The sequence below is a fragment of the Paenibacillus sp. Soil750 genome, assembly GCF_001428045.1.
In the GTDB taxonomy this organism is placed as follows: domain Bacteria; phylum Bacillota; class Bacilli; order Paenibacillales; family NBRC-103111; genus Paenibacillus_E; species Paenibacillus_E allorhizoplanae.
On sequence record NZ_LMSD01000040.1, the window covers coordinates 57169 to 74159 of the forward strand.

Genomic DNA, 16991 nt, shown 5'->3' on the forward strand with positions numbered 1-16991 from the left:
ACATATGATACGATTTGTGTATCTAATGAACTATTAATGGGTCTGGAACAGATTTCTGTAGGAGAGATGTACATAATGAGAAAGTTAAAGATTTTTATAAGTATTTGTTTACTGTCTAGCACTTTGCCAACATCGGTATTGGCCAGCTATACACTGGATCAAGGTGATAAAGGAATTGATATTCAGGATGTGGTGAAAGCCATCAGCCAAGGAGCTAACGCTATTACTGGCAATAATACATTCGTTCCATCGGATATTCAAAATCTGTTAAGCCAAATTCAGCCTGATAACCAGAAGGCTGTTCTTGGGACAATCACAGGCTACGTCACGGATGAGACTGGGGCCGCGGTTAGTGATGCTCAGATCAAGCTTCTTGGGACCGACTTGAGCATGTTGACAGATGCATCCGGTCATTTTCAATTCTACGATGTCCCTACTACTTTTCAGATGACAGTTGAAGTAACAAAGGAAGGTTACGACCCGACTGTTTCTGGGGTTTTTAATATATTGAGTGGGGACACTCGCAACTTGAGCAATTTGATATTGAGAAAAATCCCTTCCTACGGCTCCGTTTCTGGCTATGTGTATGGACCTGACAATTTGGGACTGGCGTCAGCAATTGTTACTGTCGATAGTCTCTCCACACCACTGACTGTACTTACAGATATTAACGGCCTTTTCAACTTGAGCGAGGTGCCGACTGGCAATCAAAGCCTCACCGTAACGAAGGACACCTACTCGCCAATTTCACAAGCTTTCAACGTAACGAAGGGTAACTTAACAACGATACCTACCATACATCTTGCAAAAGCAGATAGTCCACAACTGACGGGCAGCATTCGAGGTGTCGTTAAATCAGCCACCAATCAAAACTTAAGTGAAGCTTTCGTTAGCGTAACTGGAACTACCTATTCAACCTCGACAGATAATAACGGGTCATTTACCCTTACCAACCTCCCCTTGGGAATAACTGCACTTCATGTAATAAAAGAAGGTTTCCAACCTATAGATATCCAAGGTATTACCGTTTCAGAAAATGTATATGATACAGGAACAATCCGACTATCTCCTATCGTGATAAAAGGCATTGTAAAAGGAACGGTTATTGATGAGGATGGTCATCTCGTTGTTGGTGCAACAGCAACGCTTGATGGCGTTTCAGCAACCACCAATGCGAGTGGGGAATTTACATTCAATGATGTTACCGCGCGCAACGGTGCAGCACTCGTCGTTACGAAAGCTACCTACAAGACGGTAGCGGTACCTGCCTTTGATATAGCTACAGGTCAAATCAAGGATCTTGGCAGTGTGACCCTAAAGAAATCCAAAGGTTCTATTTCAGGTAAGGTGACTTCTGTGTATGGTGGTGTTTTGGCAGCGATACACATCACGATCCTAGAAACCAATGCTGTGTTTGAAACCGATGCAAATGGTGATTTTACCATCAACAACTTGCCGATTGGTAGCTATACACTACAGTTTTCTTCCGATGACTACGTCAGTGATGTGAGAACGGTAACCGTCTCACAAAACGAGGTTAGTTCAGTTCCAGCAAGTCTGACTCCTGTTAAAGGCATTGTAAAAGGGACGGTTATTGATGAGGATGGTCATTTCGTTGTTGGTGCAACAGCTACGCTTGATGGCGTTTCAGCAACCACCAATGCGAGTGGGGAATTTACTTTCAATGATGTTACCGCGCGCAACGGTGCAGCACTTGTCGTTACGAAAGCTACCTACGAGACGGTGGCGGTACCTGCCTTTGATATAGCTACAGGTCAAATCAAGGATCTTGGCAGTGTAACCCTAAAGAAATCTAAAGGCAGTATTTCAGGAAGTGTTACTTTACCGTTCGGTGGCAATATAGCATCCGCACTAATCACACTAACAGGAACTAATCATACGGTTGAAATCGATGAAGATGGGCATTTTGTGATTAGTGACCTGCCAGTAGGCGACTATACACTNTCCGCACTAATCACACTAACAGGAACTAATCATACGGTTGAAATCGATGAAGATGGGCATTTTGTGATTAGTGACCTGCCAGTAGGCGACTATACACTTCAGATTTCCGCGGAGAATTATGTCGGACAAAGCTTGACGGTGACGGTCACGAGAAACGAGATTACTCCAGTTACCGTAAGCCTCACTCCAAACGCGGGTAGTGTAAAAGGGACGTTAGTTGATGAGGATGGCCATTTCGTTAGCGGAGCCCTAGTCTCACTCGATGGCGTTTCCACAAGCACCAATGCGGCTGGAGAATTTTCGTTCGACGATGTTACTCCTCGGAACGATGCACGGTTAGAGATCACGAAAGACAACTATGAGACTGTATATTTGATTCCTTTTAACCTATCAGCTGGTGAAACCAGGGATCTTAGCGATCTGGTAATCAAGAAATTCAAAGGCAGTATTTCAGGAAGTGTTGCTTTGCCGTTCGGTGGCAATCTAGCATCCGCACTAATCACACTAACAGAAACTAATAGACCGATTGAAATCGATGAAGATGGGCATTTTGCAATTAGTGACTTGCCAGTAGGCGACTATACACTTCACGTTTCCGCGGAGAATTATGTCGGACAAAGCTTGACGGTGACGGTCACGAGAAACGAGATTACTCCAATTACCGTAAGCCTCACTCCGATCACGAGTAGTGTAAAAGGAACGTTAGTTGATGAGGATGGCCATTTCGTTAGCGAAGCCCTAGTCTCACTCGATGGCGTTTCCACAAGCACCAATGCGGCTGGAGAATTTTCGTTCGACGATGTTACGCCTCGGAACGATGCACAGCTTGAGGTCACGAAAGACAACTATGAGACTGTATATTTGCTTCCATTTAATTTATCACCAGGTGAAACCAAGGTTCTTAGCGATTTGGTCATCAAGAAATCTAAAGGCAGTATTTCAGGAAGTGTTACTTTGCCGTTCGGTGGCAATCTAGCATCCGCACTAATCACACTAACAGAAACTAATAGACCGRTTGAAATCGRTGAAGATGGGCATTTTGCGATTAGTGACCTGCCAGTAGGCGAMTATACACTTCAGATTTCCGCGGAGAATTATGTCGGACAAAGCTTGACCGTGACGGTCACGAGAAACGAGACGACTCCAGTTACCGTAAGCCTCACTCCGATCGCGAGTAGTGTAAAAGGGACGTTAGTTGATGAGGATGGCCATTTCGTTAGCGGAGCCTTCGTCTCACTCGACGGCGTTTCAGCAACCACCAATGAGATTGGGGAGTTTACGTTCAACGATGTTACGCCTCGGAACGATGCACGGTTAGAGATCACGAAANCTCACTCGACGGCGTTTCAGCAACCACCAATGAGATTGGGGAGTTTACGTTCAACGATGTTACGCCTCGGAACGATGCACGGTTAGAGATCACGAAAGACAACTATGAGACTGTATATTTGCTTCCATTTAACCTATCAGCTGGTGAAACAAGGGTTCTTAGCGATTTGGTCATCAAGAAATCTAAAGGCAGTATTTCAGGAAGTGTTGCTTTGCCATTCGGTGGCAATCTAGCATCCGCACTAATCACACTAACAGAAACTAATAGACCGATTGAAATCGATGAAGATGGGCATTTTGCGATTAGTGACCTGCCAGTAGGCGACTATACACTTCASRTTTCCGCGGAGAATTATGTCGGACAAAGCTTGACGGTGACAGTCACGAGAAACGAGATTACTCCAGTTACCGTAAGCCTCACTCCGAACGCGGGTAGTGTAAAAGGAACGTTAGTTGATGAGGAAGGCAATTCCGTAAGCGAAGCCCTAGTCTCACTCGATGGCGTTTCCACAAGTACCAATGCGGCTGGAGAATTTAGGTTCGACGATGTTACGCCTCGGAACGATGCTCAGCTAGAGGTCACGAAAGACAACTATGAGACTGTATATTTGCTTCCATTTAACCTATCAGCTGGTGAAACATGGGTTCTTAGCGATTTGGTCATCAAGAAATCTAAAGGCAGTATTTCAGGAAGTGTTGCTTTACCGTTCGGTGGCAATCTAGCATCCGCACTAATCACACTAACAGGAACTAATCATACGGTTGAAATCGATGAAGATGGGCATTTTGTGATTAGTGACCTGCACACTAACAGGAACTAATCATACGGTTGAAATCGATGAAGATGGGCATTTTGTGATTAGTGACCTGCCAGTAGGCGACTATACACTTCACGTTTCCGCGGAGAATTATGTCGGACAAAGCTTGACCGTGACGGTCACGAGAAACGAGACGACTCCAGTTACCGTAAGCCTCACTCCAAACGCGAGTATTGTAAAAGGGACGTTAGTTGATGAGGATGGCCATTTCGTTAGCGGAGCCCTAGTCTCACTCGACGGCGTTTCAGCAAGCACCAATGCGGCTGGAGAGTTTTCGTTCGACGATGTTACGCCTCGGAACGATGCACAGCTTGAGGTCACGAAAGACAACTATGAGACTATATATTTGCTTCCATTTAATTTATCACCAGGTGAAACCAAGGTTCTTAGCGATTTGGTAATTAAGAAATCCAAAGGCAGTATTTCAGGAAGTGTTGCTTTGCCGTTCGGTGGCAATCTAGCATCCGCACTAATCACACTAACAGGAACTAATCATACGGTTGAAATCGATGAAGATGGGCATTTTGTGATTAGTGACCTGCCAGTAGGCGACTATACACTTCACGTTTCCGCGGAGAATTCTGTCGGACAAAGCTTGACGGTGACAGTCACGAGAAACGAGATTACTCCAGTTACCGTAAGCCTCACTCCGATCGCGAGTAGTGTAAAAGGGACGTTAGTTGATGAGGATGGCCATTTCGTTAGCGGAGCCCTAGTCTCACTCGACGGCGTTTCAGCAACCACCAATGAGATTGGGGAGTTTACGTTCAACGATGTTACGCCTCGGAACGATGCACGGTTAGAGATCACGAAANCTCACTCGACGGCGTTTCAGCAACCACCAATGAGATTGGGGAGTTTACGTTCAACGATGTTACGCCTCGGAACGATGCACGGTTAGAGATCACGAAAGACAACTATGAGACTGTATATTTGATTCCTTTTAATTTATCACCAGGTGAAACCAAGGATTTTGGCAATCTTATCATGCAAAAACTCCGAGGTAGCATAATCGGAAGCATTACTTCTACTACTGGCAGCAGCTTAGCATCCGTACAAATCCGTGTTAAAGGAACCGAAACAACGGCATATACAGATACATCAGGTAATTTTACAATCAATAACCTCCCAGTGGGCAGCTACACCCTACAAATTTCAGCTGATAACTACATAGGCCAAGATATCTCCGTGACGGTCGTGCAAAATGAGAATTCGCCGGTATCAGTGAGCCTCACACATCAAACGGCTAATGTTCAGGGCTACGCCAGATCCACTACTGGTGAGATCATCACGTATACACAAGCTACAATTCCAGGGACTAGCTACACGGCTTATGTGAACGAAAGCGGTCAATTCACATTTTATAATCTGCCTGTGGGATATACGATTCAGGAGATCGTTATTGCGGACTACCAGCCAAAACTTCCGTTACCTGCGATCACGGTTACCCCGAATCTGAACAGTATCGGTACACTTGAGTTTCAACCCGTGGGGACAATAACAGGTGTTGTTCGAGCAAGCGATGCAACCAATAACAACCCCGTGCTATCTAATGTGACTGTCACTCTGCAGGCAATTGGCGATAGTTATGTGCAAACGACCACATCAGATGAAAACGGTTCGTTCAGCTTTAGCAATATTCCTGCGAATGCAAGTTATACCCTTACTATTGAAAAAGCAGGCTATGTTTTGTATCCGATGCAGCCATTCACTGTTACTAGGGGTCAAAATTATAAATATCTTTACTTGCAACAAGGTGTTGCAGTAACTAACGAAACCCAGTTACTAGCGGCATATGCGAATACTAGCGTTCCTTATATTTTATTACTCAATGATATCCATCTAACGGAACCGTTCAATTTCAACCGACCTATCTCGCTCGGAGGGGTATCCGTTTCTAATTCCAACATCAAGCTATCTTCTCCTAATTTTTTAATTTCATCTCCTGGTGTCGGTTGGAGTGGATTAGATATGTATTGCGATGTAGGCAATGATGAAACGAAACTTCGAGCAGCACTTTACAGCTTCGTAGGAGCCATTAAATTAAATGGTTTAGGAAATTACGATGGAATTATTAAAATAGTATCTCAAAAGAATTACTTTATCACGGATGGTACTAGCAACCTTACTGCGTTTGTAAATAACGCCGAAGGATTAGGAAATGCACTTGCTAATCCAAATGTTTCAACTATTTATGTAGCTGAAAATATCTATTCCTACGGTAATTTAAATCTTCCAAACCGATCAATTCACTTTACTAGTCAATCGGAGAAAGCAATTCAAAAAGATAGTTACTCCAATGCTAGCCAAGTACAACTGACGAACGTCAGATTATTGCCAGAGCACGATACGGTACCGCCTACCCTAACCGCTGTCTCCACTGGCGACGTGGAGCTTGATCTACAAGATGTCAAAGCCACTTTGAATGAAGCCGCCACGCTTTATTTAGTGCCAGAAGGAACAACACGCGTATTAGGAGAGATTACCTCTCACGCAGTAACAAGTGTGTTTGCCTCAACTGACGGGCAAGCTTCGTTGAAGTTAGCATCGGTCCCTCCAGGTGACTATGTGCTGTATGCCGTTGATAGCACTGGGAATATCTCAGTACCGTCTGCCGTCATCCATGTGCATAAATCCGTATCGAAGGTCTTGTCGGATATCCGCCATGGCTTAGATATAGCAAACATGACTTGGATAACCACCTATGATTTCAAGAGAGCAGGACTACAAAATATAGACGAAGATCATCTCGACTTGTATCAATTTGCTCTTAATATGGATAAGGACGCATTACTTTCAGCCTCAAGTAATCAAGATTTTGTTACAAGAATGCAAGGTTGGATCGATGTTGCGAATATCGCGCCAGTCATTCAACGAGCGTTAATGTCAGGATTTTATAACTCTTTCAATTGGTCAATTCTCAACAACAACGCTGAAGGCATCCTCAGTGCTTATCAGTTAACCGGGATTTCCTCCAACTCACAACTTGCTATAGCAGAGCATTTCATGGAGCTTGAGTTCCAGCGCGGCAATTATAAGCTTTTGAGTAGAACAGCGATTCAAGAGGCAATCAACGACAGCTTACCTTCTCCTGAATTATCTAACTGGGAAGGAACACCTATTCAACAAGGACTTGGAACGAAGCGTGTAGCTCTCCGTTTGAGTATCAAAAACGCTAAAGGGATTTCGTTAAAAGGCTACACAGCCAACGATCTCACAGTTAAGATAAACGGTGAAGAAACAAGTCTAAGTGATAGCGAGATTTTCCCTTCGCTTGTATACGATAATGTCAGCAGCTCCTATCAAATCGTGTTTGCTGGCGAAGAGAGCTCGACAACGTATACACTTTCGGATCTTTCTCTTAGAGGAGTAGTCATCCAAGCAGAAGAATTGTCCGTAACGACTCCAGATCTGGGAGTCCCAGTTACATCTATTGAGCTCAGTATTTATACGAACTCTAATCGCATTCCTACCAATAGCTCCAGTACAGTCAGCCTAAATATTGCGCCTAATAATGCGACGAATAAAAACATCTTCTGGAGCATTGAGCCAAGTGGGATTGCAACAGTTTCCCAACAGGGTTACCTGAATGTTACGGGCATAGGGCATTTCACACTCACAGCAAAGAACGAGTTATACGGGATAAGTCAGACACTAGAGTTGGAAGCCGTAGATAGTGGATCTGCGCTGAGTGCCGTTCAAGCATACGCAGCAAGCGAAGGAACTGCATCCTTAACTTTGGAAGATTTGAAAAACACGTGTGTCGGTAATATCGTGGATACGGCATTCGACAATTACAAAAGAGCAATCGTAGCGAAACGCGGCGAATTCGTGGGCCTACAAAACTATCAAATTTCAAATTTACTACAAGACATATTTAGTGAGTACACCTCTACCGCAGCACTTAACCAAGCACTCTACGCGTATATCGATGACAACCCTGCAGCTTGGGATGCACTGGATAAAGATACTTTAGCCACTTTTGGCGTTTATCAAGCGGATGCTACCAACTTCCAGTATGTAAAGCAAGTGATCTTGGATACATTTATCGAAGATGGCGGTCCACTCGGGCGTACACAATTAAATACACTGGTTGCTAATGTACCTAGCTTTTCCATTAGAGATTATAATCCAACTGTTTATGCCACTCAAATGATAAGCCAACATTTGAAAAATGACGGCTCCAATGTTGTTGTGACATTCAAAGTTGCCAATTTATACAACGAGGGTAACACAGGCCTTACTTCGCAGGATGTAAAAGCAATCGTTGACGGGGAGACAAGAGGCTTATACGACTCCGCATTGTTCTCGAACTTCCTGAATCTTGGAAACGGTGTTTACAGTTTTGAAGTCTTGCAATCGGCTTTAGCAAATCCGCTATCGATCGATGCATTAAAGGTTCGAGTTGGCTACTCGTATATTCCAATTGCAACTGAGATTTCGGTGAGTAGACAAGCCGCGTTAATCGAGCACGCAGTCGCGAATCATACACTGAACATTGTGGATGAACTGTTGTTTACCGCAGGGAACCTGCCAAGCTTGCTTGGACTTAGCTTTACTACTCTTACAAGTAATTTGGAATCGGCCTACGTTGCACATGGCAATGTGCTTACAGAAGGCTCGATCCGCCGAATTATTAATGGTATGCACATTGTTAGGTCTTTTCATCAAACCCCGTCAGCGAGCACAGACACGTACAACCTTGAATTTCACCAAAATATAACTGGAAGCTTAATGTATTCGGTATTTGCACGTAACCAGAGCGGTTATCTAGCTATGAACGGAACGGGCTATTATTCCAATTTGTACAACTTCACATTCGGACACGCGTCAACTTTCCCTGTCGTTCTATCCTACATTTCCACTCCAACGGAAAAATTAAGATACAGCAGTGATAATTCCTTCGTGCCTGATTTTGAAATTATTTTTACGAACTCATCTCCATAAAATAAAAGAACAAATCCCACTCCTTTATTAAAGGGTGGGATTTTCGTTAATCAACTCATACAAGTCCCTCACCTGACAACCGATGGTATCCGCAACGGAAATCGCCACTTGCAAAGGCATGACTCTCTTATTTTCCATATAGTCAGCGATCCGCTCAGGCTTATACAACAGGGCTCGAGCTAGTTCTTCCCTACCCATTCCGCGCTCATCCAAGCGTTCTTGTAGTAAACAACGACCCAGTTCAAATTTCATTCGCGGCTAACCCCCTGTCCAAAAGATTGTTACCCACAGCCTCGCCAACGTTAGTAGCTTTTATTCGCAGTAAAAAACCCAGCCTAAGCATTCACAGAGTAGTGTAAGCTTAGGCTGGGTTTTGCAAGCAAAGATAGGAAATCTTGCTTTAAGCGCTTTGGTTTCGGCTTTTAGTCCGTAGTAATAAACCAATCAGCTTTTTGTGTAGCTAGTAGCTTTCTTTGACCTTGGAATTCGTCATAGATACTGAATGTATATTTTTGTAGAAACTTCGTATTATAAATGAGGCCAGGATCTGGAATTGTTATTTTGAAATTGTCTCTCTGACCAAGACGAATCTTAGAATCTTCATCCGCTGTTGAATCACCATTAATGACATCAAAATCTTTGAAATCAAATGCCCTCTCAAATCGCTTAATTCCGCCGCCATCCTCAAATACAAGCAGCAAGTTATGACCTTCGGTATTAATCTCTGTCATTTTCTCTTTGGTTAACTCGTAGTTGAATTGCAACGTAAATACACCGTCCGATATGGATGTTCCTATTTTATCAATCGAGATCGTATACGGGAATAAATCCACATTTTTAAGTGTTGTTGCTACATGGGTCTTCTCGTCTGGCAGCCAGTAAGCTATGGGATTCACATAGGAATCTGGGACGGATTTCTCCCCTTCCGACAGCTTGCCTTCCGTGACTGCTTCTCCTAAAAGTAAATTCATATTTGTCGTGGAGAATCCCTTGGGAACTGTTGCCCAAACATTGAGCAGCGCTTTGCCAGTAGGACTAATCTTGTTCTTCACTTCAACAACGTTTGCCGGGAATACCGTCCCGTCTGACGAACGGAAATTGGCAACAAGCTTGGACACATTCGTGAACCGCTTCTCCAAATTAGTGGCTTCCACCATCGCGGAGTACATGATATTCGTTTTATCCTCATAGGTCGACACGCTCCGAACCCCGTACTTCGCCTTTCGCCCGATATCATTCGATGTATAAAATTGCCCCATACCGATGAATGGAATGGCTTGCAGTTCGGCTTGTGTCGAGAACTCCAGCACATCTGTTGCTGTGGTACTGCCTGTACTTGTACCCGTTCCTGTCCCTGCCGTTTCCCCCTCATTCTCTTGGAGAACTAATTTAATTTGAGAAAACTCGTACGTATAGGGCACCTTGCCTGCAATTTGCAGATTGACGCTTGCACCCGCTCCCAACCCAATCACTTTAGCCGTCTGGATAAGCTTTGCATCAATTTTCACTGCGTCATCCAATAAGAAATACCCGGATAATTTCGGTATAGGCAGCGCTTCTTCCCCATTATTGCTCAGTGTTAAATCGGCTGTAAGCAGATCCTGATCTTCCCACGGCAATCTGTGCAAACCGTTCAGCTGAGTCGTATACACACCAGATTTACTTGTGAAGGTATATGCCTTCCCTACGGAGCCCCCTTCCTGCTGAGAAACAGCTGGAAGCTGGAAGTTCGCAACGGCGACATTCAATTTCAAGTCTGGAATCGTCTCCGCAACCGCTAATTGCCAAGCATCTGCAGCAACAGCAATCGGAATCGAGCCGGAGAGCTGAATTTCCTTCGTCTCCTTCGGATTAATCTGCAAATCCTTCAATCCTTTGGCTTCCATCGGATACAGCAGCCCTTCTGAAGTACGAATAGAGAAGAGGTACGCAGGAATAGTTACGGTATGACTTCCAACATTCTCCAAACTCACATACACCGTTGGAACATGATATTTCTCATTCTTGTTACTGACGAACTTTTTAATCGAAGCCTTCACGTTAGTTCCACCGACAGAAATCACAGATGCAAGATCAGCAGGTGTTACATCTGTATAGTCATCAGGAATGGCAACCTCACCCAAAACTCGTTCAAAATTAGGTTGGTTGAAATCCCACTTAATAAATTGCACAACGAGGTCTTGTAAGTTCGTGCTCGTATTCACATTTGCATAAAACGTTATATCTGTCGTTGAACCGGGAGCTACCCGGTTCTTATCCTTATCTGCCGGAAGTAATCGAACTGAGAATTGATTGCCCGATTTGCTTTTCAGACGCACCCAATAATCGATAAATTGCAGTTCACTGCTGCCCTCATTATGGATGGTAATGGTAAATGTCGCTAACCTCCCACTTTGATCCTGTAGTAGATGAATCTGTTTCAACTCAAAGTAACTGCTTCCAGTCATGTTGACCTTTCCCACATCTAGAACAAGTGTGGAGGGGCTGCTATCGGCCCAGACAGGTGTAATGGCTCCTAGCGTAAGCAGTGCTGACAAGGCTATAGTTGCTACACGTTTGTGGTGAATTTTGATAATCATGATGGGCTATTTCCTCCTTCCATATCCATCTTATCCTGCGGGAACTGCTTGAGCTTGATTCATCATCGGTTGCAAGGGTGCACCTGGGTTTTCTTTCATTTGTTTGAGCATGGCATCGCCATCCGTTTGCCATTTCTTAAGCGCTTCTCGAGCCGTTATTTTCCCTTGTAGGACATCGGCAAACAGCTTACGACCAATCTCCTGCACTTGATAAATATTAGGATTATTTCGATAAATTTTCGAATTATCTTCAATTGGAGCCGGTGTGACATTATAAAAAGCTTCCATGTGAAAATCCAGTCCTTCAGTAGGTTTCAAATATTTGGAGCGTGCCACCAACATGTTTTGACTGCGCGATTTCAGTTTGGCCCACTCATCTCCGTTAATGAACTTGATGAACTTCCAGGCATCGTCTGGATTTTGCGATTTGGCGTTAATGCCCATAATGCCATTCATATAAATAGAGCCGCCAACGCCTTTGGCTTCGGGGTGAGAAGGAATTGTGACAACGTCCCAATCGATCGGTGTGAAACCTTTATAATTGGCTGCATTTTTATTTGCGTTCGTAAGCTGTTGAATTTGGCCATAATTGAGAATCCCCATAGCTAACCGACCCGACATAAAATCATCGTACGCAAAGGGATTATTCTGATCAAACCTTTGATTCATTTGTTTCTGTGGATCTGCTACCGCTGGGAAAACATTATCTTTTTGCAACTGTGCCATTTTGGCCCATACTTTCTCCCACTGGTCCGTATCTACTGTCATCTTCTCCCCAGCATCATCAAACATTTTTAATTGCAGAGGAGCTGTATACATTTGCATGCCGTAGAACAAATCGCCACCCTGGGCTTGAGTTGTAAAAGAGAACCCATTGATACGCTTATCCCCTTCACCTTTCGCCAATCGTTTGGAAAGATCAAATGTCTCATCCCATGTCATACCGTCCTTCGGATAATCGACTCCCGCATCTTGGAACATTTTCTTATTATAAATAAGTGCTGAGGAACTGAATGTCGGAGCAAGGGCATAAAGCTTGCCACCGCCTGCATTCTTCATTCCCTCTATCACGGCTGGAACAATTCCGGTTGTATCGAATTTATCTTTCGTTATGCGAGAATCCAACTGTAATAGCAGGTTACTTTCGATGATTTCTGGCAGCTGTTCATAACCAAGCATAACCACATCCGGCGGATTATCGCCCTGCATCACTTCTTTTAGCTTCTCCATCGGATCCGGCATCTTCTCACCCGGCTGAATGTTTCCGTTCATGAACTTTTCATCCATCGTTGAAATTATTTCTAGCTTGATATTCGGATTAGCAAATTCAAATATTTCAGTGAATTGCTGTGTGAAATATTCATAATTACCACCATACCCCATATTAGTCGCGATCCTCAGCACACGCTCTTGGTTATCGTCGGCTTTCTCCCCTTTGGTACAAGCAACAGCAAGTGGAGCCATCAATGCTAAGGTTAAGGTTGTAACGAGCACCTTACGTGTCATGTTTATCATTTTAATTTTCCTCCAACCGTTCGTGAATTAGATGAATCTTTTTCCTCATTTGCCGATAGTGCTCTCGGTGCTTTAATCATGATCGTATCGCCATCAAACTCCATCGTTGCTTTCCCGTTAATGTTCAGAGCGGTCAAATAAGCTTTGGGAACCTGTAGACGGCCCGCACGATCCAACACGACATATTCCTCGTGAGCTTCACCTGTGAGTCCTGTCGATACTCCCTCTATAGTTGATATCGAAGGGTTGCGGGCAATAAACTCCGAGCTTGTCATCCCATCTCGTATAGCAACGACGCGCCCTACTTTGCCCGCCATAGACATATCGTGGGTAACAATCACAATCGTGACACCTAGTTCCTTATTCAATCGTTGGAAAATAGAAAGAATCATATCCGCCGTCTTCGTATCTACCGACCCCGTCGGTTCATCCGCAAGCAGCAAACGCGGACGGTTTGCCAGTGAAATCGCAATCGCTACGCGCTGTTGCTCACCACCGGAAAGCTCTTGCAGTTTATTATTCAAGCGGTGGCTAAGGCCAACCCAGTCCAGCAATTGCTTCGCGTAGGCAGGATCATAGTTCCCGCTAAGCATCATGGGCATTTCCACATTTTCAAGTGCAGTCAAGTAAGAAACGAGATTTCGCGCATTATTTTGCCAAATAAAGCCCACCGTATGTCGTTTGTAATCAACGAGCTGCTTATCTGTAATCTTAAGCAAATCCCAGTCTCCGACTTTCACTTGACCTGCGGAAGGGCGATCAAGACCTCCTAAAATGTTCAGCAAGGTAGATTTCCCGCTTCCGCTATTGCCAATAATCGCCATCAATTCGCCGTCGTCAATCTGAATATTAAGCCCTTGCAAAGCGACAACTTCGATCTCGTCGGTTTTATAAATTTTCACTAAGCCCTCGCAAGTAATCATGCTATTTCTCCTCCCCTAGCTTCACTGCCTGATGAACGCGCAGCCTTCTAATGTGTAGGAACAGCAACATTGCACCAGTTAGCATCATGAAAACAACCACGAAATATAACTGATAGGTGTCTTTGGAATCGAATATGACTCGGAATGGCGGCACCTGCGTCTTTACATTCTGGGAAGTTTGCAGAAAGGGTAGGAAGAAATAGCTTGTTAGCTTGCCAATTACGATACCTAACACGATGGATAGTCCAGCAGTGAAACCCTGCTCGAGCAACAACATACCGGTCAATTGCTTGCGGGAAAGCCCCATGGCACGTAGGACGCCAAACTGTACGACCCTGCTAGATAAGTTAAAGAACCAATAAAGCATGTAACCGATCAAAGACACGACGACAGAAACAAGGAAACCTAAGCTAAGAATACCGAACACGCCGCCTCTTGCTGGCAGCTTCTTCTGGACGATAAGCTCGTTGCGAACATCCTTAATGGAAGCAATTTCAATCCCTTTGGCCTGTAAAGCTGTAACGATCGGAGTCACTTTAGCATCCGGTTTCATTTTGAGCCATACCTCATAGGGTATAATTGGTGCTTGATCGTAGATGTAATCCAGATTTGCTACGAAAAATGGTGTTTGATCCGGATATTGAGCCGGCCAATACGGTAATATCCCAACAATCACGAATTCCAAGGGCTGCTGTCCGATTGTAATGGATAGCAAATCACCCTCCTTAAGGGCATATTTGCTGGCATAACTGGATGGAATGATAACGGCTTGCTCAAAGCTGCCTAGCAAATTCAAATATTGATTCGGATGGGCAGGGAATAAATCAGGTCGGAACCACGCTACTTTAGCGAAATCCGTATTATCGATCCCCATAATCGTTCCCTGCCCGGTAGATTTACCGGACACGACGACATTCCCTTTGGTTTGCATCACTCTGGCAGCAGCCTGAACGCCTTCCAAATCGCGGAATACTTGAAATGGCGGCTCTACATAACGTATTTTGGTGGGAGTATCCTCACCAGGCTTCGGGCCACCTTGACCCTGACCCTGGCCTTGGCCACCGCCTGAACCGGACCCGCTATTTGCCCCATTACCTCCTTGAGCTTCGCCGCCTTTTCCACCGGCGTTCGGATCCTGCGGCAAATCATCGGAGAAACCTTCCCACACGATTTGTATGACGACATCGGTACCATACTGGTATAGGATTCGCTCCGAAGAATTCAAATCTATCGTACGTGCAGCCGAGGAATTGTACACACCAAGACCGAGCGTAAGAATAAGCAACAGCATTAGCGGATAATATGCTTTGGCTGAACGAGACAGCTGAACAAGCGTTAAATAGAGCGGCACAGGCAGGAACTTTCGGCCAAACCAACCGAACAACCGCAGCAGCCACGGAAAGATGCGTAGAAAGAACAGTCCCAATGCGAAGATCGAAAGTGCTGGGACGAAAAAGAGCAACGGGTGCACCTGAAGTTGATCGGTTGTCATCCCTGTTTGCACCGATAGTACTTGGCGTTGGTCAAATAAGTAGAAGCCGTAACCGACAACCCCCAACAGGACAATGTCGAGGAACCACCGCTGCCATAGTGGCGAACGGTCTGACCTTGCGAGCTGCTGCTTATAATTGACGATGGAAGATCTTGCGAAAAGCACAGCTGGAATAACACTGGCAAGAATCGCAATGAAAACAGCGAGCCCACCGTAAAGCATAGCTTCTGGTGTAAAGCTAATCGGAATCGATTTGCGATCCACGAATGTTAGAAACCCACTGGTAGAACCAATGCTCTTCGCCATGAACCAGCCCATTAACGGTCCGATCAACAGCGCAATTACGCCTAGTAACAGTCCTTCTAGGAAGTAAATTCCTACAATTTGATTCGTGCTGCCCCCACGGCTTCGCAGAATCGCAATCACTCCGCGCTGTCGATCCAGCGATTGTCTGGCATTCATCATAATGTAATAGAAAACCATGACAATCATGGGAGCCGCCAATGTGAATAATAAAATCTGCATCTGTAGGCTCTGGGCTTTAAACTCGGTCAGAATCGGCTTGAAGGATACATCTACCTTGGTATTCTTAAGTTTCTGAAACAAGTTAATATCTAGTCGTTCCAAACGACTCTCAAGCGGTGACAATTGACTTGTTTGAATGTCTCGCAGATCGAATGCATAATACCAATTAGCAAGCTGCAGCGGAATTTTCTTCTCCGTTAGCAACGTCTTCATAAATACATCATCGCTAATAATAAGTGCATTAACTAACCCTTCTAACCCTTGGAACCAATACGCACTCGTTTCGTTCTTCGGTTTGAAGGAACCTACTATCTTCACCTTAAGCAATTGACTGCCGCTTGCACTTGCAACGGAATAGTTGAACACATCACCTACGTGTAAATCGTTACGAAACAGCGCTTCTTCTAGGACGACAGCTTCCATTTGGCCATTTTGTAGTTGCCCCGAAGGCATGTGTCCATTTGACCAATCGACTTCATCCTTTAACCCGCTTAGTGACGTTAACGTCATTTGACGACGTTTACTTGGATCGGCTTTTGTCCCCTCAGCGGGAGATAACGGCGCCCCTTTGATTGCATAACTACTTGCATATGTATGTATAGGAAAAGCAATATCTTTGGGAACATCCTGTTGTATATATGTATTGATGCTCGCCAGATCATTCAAATCTGCACGTTCTGTCCCTACTGCTTGATACCGCATAAGTAGTGAGCCTGCGGGAAGTCCCTCGCTCTTTTCTTCTAAAGATTTGGCGACGACGCGCTTCAGAGACCCATCGGCATACATGGGAATGCTTGTGGTGAAAGCCACGGCCATGACAAGACCAAGCAGGGTGCTGAGCGTTAGCCAGCGGGTATTCCACATTTTCCGAAATAAAAACCGCAGCATCGGCATGGAC

The 16991-nt window shown here is 44.7% G+C and carries 10 protein-coding genes; 5 read left to right on the top strand and 5 right to left on the bottom strand.

The window, feature by feature from the left end; translation table 11 throughout:
- Positions 1-75 precede the first annotated feature (75 nt).
- The 5 genes from ASL11_RS38240 to ASL11_RS38255 all read left to right on the top strand — a co-directional run.
- On the top strand, positions 76-1964 hold a 1889-nt coding region (locus ASL11_RS38240; RefSeq protein ID WP_442953099.1), incomplete at its 3' end, for a carboxypeptidase regulatory-like domain-containing protein.
- A 10-nt stretch (positions 1965-1974) separates the two neighbouring features.
- A partial coding sequence (locus tag ASL11_RS38245) for a carboxypeptidase regulatory-like domain-containing protein (protein WP_442953101.1) occupies positions 1975-3294 on the top strand: 1320 nt, incomplete at its 3' end.
- A 167-nt stretch (positions 3295-3461) separates the two neighbouring features.
- Positions 3462-4115: a carboxypeptidase-like regulatory domain-containing protein gene (locus tag ASL11_RS38250; RefSeq protein WP_442953102.1), complete on the top strand. Its 654-nt coding sequence runs from the start codon at positions 3462-3464 to the stop codon at positions 4113-4115.
- Positions 4090-4926 (top strand): carboxypeptidase-like regulatory domain-containing protein (locus ASL11_RS27795; RefSeq protein WP_235550600.1); only part of this gene is annotated, 837 nt, incomplete at its 3' end. The genes ASL11_RS38250 and ASL11_RS27795, both read left to right, overlap by 26 nt.
- 173 nt (positions 4927-5099) lie before the next feature.
- Positions 5100-9059: an MSCRAMM family protein gene (locus ASL11_RS38255; RefSeq protein ID WP_442953103.1), complete on the top strand. Its 3960-nt coding sequence runs from the start codon at positions 5100-5102 to the stop codon at positions 9057-9059.
- Positions 9060-9086: 27 nt separating this feature from the next.
- Here the strand turns inward: ASL11_RS38255 and ASL11_RS27805 are convergent, their stop codons facing one another.
- The 5 genes from ASL11_RS27805 to ASL11_RS27825 form a co-directional block, all read right to left on the bottom strand.
- The gene (locus ASL11_RS27805; RefSeq protein WP_056622070.1) at positions 9087-9311 is read right to left on the bottom strand and encodes a helix-turn-helix domain-containing protein; all 225 of its coding nucleotides are present in this window, start codon (positions 9309-9311) and stop codon (positions 9087-9089) included.
- Positions 9312-9481: 170 nt separating this feature from the next.
- On the bottom strand, positions 9482-11638 hold the full coding sequence (locus tag ASL11_RS27810; protein WP_056622072.1) for a hypothetical protein: 2157 nt from the start codon (positions 11636-11638) through the stop codon (positions 9482-9484).
- Positions 11639-11668: 30 nt separating this feature from the next.
- Positions 11669-13153: an ABC transporter substrate-binding protein gene (locus tag ASL11_RS27815; RefSeq protein WP_056622074.1), complete on the bottom strand. Its 1485-nt coding sequence runs from the start codon at positions 13151-13153 to the stop codon at positions 11669-11671.
- The gene (locus ASL11_RS27820) at positions 13150-14076 is read right to left on the bottom strand and encodes an ABC transporter ATP-binding protein (protein WP_056622076.1); all 927 of its coding nucleotides are present in this window, start codon (positions 14074-14076) and stop codon (positions 13150-13152) included. Before ASL11_RS27820 ends, ASL11_RS27815 begins: the two co-directional genes overlap by 4 nt.
- 1 nt (position 14077) lies before the next feature.
- A complete protein-coding gene (locus ASL11_RS27825) occupies positions 14078-16987 on the bottom strand; it encodes an ABC transporter permease (RefSeq protein WP_056622728.1) in 2910 nt (969 codons plus the stop codon).
- Positions 16988-16991: the final 4 nt, after the last annotated feature.

Excerpts from the sequence above, each read along its gene's own strand:
- ASL11_RS27820 (WP_056622076.1), bottom strand. The coding sequence starts at position 14,076 with ATGATTACTTGCGAGGGCTTAGTGAAAATTTATAAAACCGACGAGATC.
- ASL11_RS27825 (WP_056622728.1), bottom strand. The coding sequence starts at position 16,987 with ATGCCGATGCTGCGGTTTTTATTTCGGAAAATGTGGAATACCCGCTGG.
- ASL11_RS27810 (WP_056622072.1), bottom strand. The coding sequence starts at position 11,638 with ATGATTATCAAAATTCACCACAAACGTGTAGCAACTATAGCCTTGTCA.
- ASL11_RS27815 (WP_056622074.1), bottom strand. The coding sequence starts at position 13,153 with ATGATAAACATGACACGTAAGGTGCTCGTTACAACCTTAACCTTAGCA.
- ASL11_RS27805 (WP_056622070.1), bottom strand. The coding sequence starts at position 9,311 with ATGAAATTTGAACTGGGTCGTTGTTTACTACAAGAACGCTTGGATGAG.
- ASL11_RS38255 (WP_442953103.1), top strand. The coding sequence starts at position 5,100 with ATGCAAAAACTCCGAGGTAGCATAATCGGAAGCATTACTTCTACTACT.